Raw genomic sequence first — 1,546 nt, 5'->3', positions numbered from 1 at the left:
TCTAGTTCTCTTTTTTGATAATTCACGACTCATCAGATTAGAGGTCTTCAACGAAATAAGAATTCTGATCCGGAAATGAAAGAAGTTACGGTAGCCATAGGCCGTTCGCTTGATTACTTTGATTTTATTATTAGTGCCTTCGATTGGTCCGTTAGTTAGTTGCGTGTAGAAACTGGCAATAATCTCTTGACGATGTTTAGTGAGGGTTCGTTTAACCCGTCTCATTGTAACCGGTAAGTTATGTTGTTTGATTAACTGGTTTAGTAATGATTGACCACGTTGATTAATTGCGGTTATTAGATCTTGATAGTATTCGTAAGCGGCTCGTAGTTCTGATGAGAAGTTAAGCAGCCGTTTAACAACCTCCTGGTTAGATAACCAGGCATAGCGAAAGTTACGCCGTGGATAGTAGTGCAGGTAATCCAGTTGGCCTTCCTTAGCCATTAGTAACTTCCAGTAATGTTTCAAAGCACGGTATTCATGCGTATTGGGCCCGGATTCTTTCATTACCTTTAGCCGGGCACTTTGGAGTGCCCGGTAAGCCTGGGCAACGACGTGAAAATGGTCAGCTATGATAATTGCCTTGGGGAATAAATCATGGATAAGGTTACGATAAGACTCAAATAGATCGACCACGACCAGCTTAACCGACCAGCGAGCCTTTTTAGAGTAGTGAGAAAGAAAATAACTCCGCATAAAGTGCGAATTACGAGACTGGATAATATCGATCGTACGATGATTCTGCGGATTCATTAAAATCATGCTCATCTTACTTTGGGCAAATTTACCAGACGCAAAATCATCAAAAGCAATCGTTGCCGGTAACCAGTGACGATTAGGCTTAAAAGTAGCTTCTAATCCCATAAGCTGACGTTCAACGGTGTTAACGGAGACGTGGTGATGGCTGGCAATGGTCCGCATGGATTCATTATCACTGAGTTCCTGGATAATGTGGTATTTAACGTTATTCGCAATTCGACAAGCAAACTTAACTCCCTGGACTTGGGCAACCCGGGTAATTCGTTTGGGACAGCTGGCCGATGGTGGGCAAAGGTACTGTTGTTTCTTGATTTTTAGTAAAGTTGACTTTCCGGCAATTGGCAGGATTTTGATCGTTACTGGCTTTTTGCGGAAACCGTTTCGCCGCATCAACTGGCCGCAAAGGGGACAGTGCATAGGATAAGATTGAATTAAGTGAATAACCTTTAGTCTTTTATCTTCAGTTAGAAAAGGTTTGGCGGGTTTTAGGTAAGGATCCTTGATTCCTGTTAAAAAGTTGATATCATTAGTCATGAGGAATAATCCTTTCTAAAGACAACTGAGCAGTTGTGGGGACAACATAGGACAGTTGTCTTTTTTATTTTTTAAATCAATGGTACAGCAGAAAGCAAAAAACGGTAAAGATAAGACGTTATCTTATCCTTACCGAATATCATAGAACCAAGAAAATAGGGACCCTTTCAGTTAATATGTGCTAACCAAAAGGGGGGCCTATTTTCTTTTAATACCGTATTTCACACGGTATCGAATAAAGGTCGTCCGTTTA

General features: G+C 41.1%; 1 protein-coding gene. It reads right to left on the bottom strand.

Translation table 11 applies throughout. The features are described from left to right. A partial coding sequence (locus FC85_RS06040) for an ISL3 family transposase (RefSeq protein ID WP_057864649.1) occupies positions 1-1,293 on the bottom strand: 1,293 nt, incomplete at its 3' end. Positions 1,294-1,546 lie beyond the last annotated feature (253 nt).

The sequence above is a fragment of the Lentilactobacillus diolivorans DSM 14421 genome (genome assembly GCF_001434255.1).
GTDB lineage: Bacteria > Bacillota > Bacilli > Lactobacillales > Lactobacillaceae > Lentilactobacillus > Lentilactobacillus diolivorans.
Note: the sequence above shows the minus strand (reverse complement) of the source record. Positions and strands in the feature narration are given on the sequence as shown.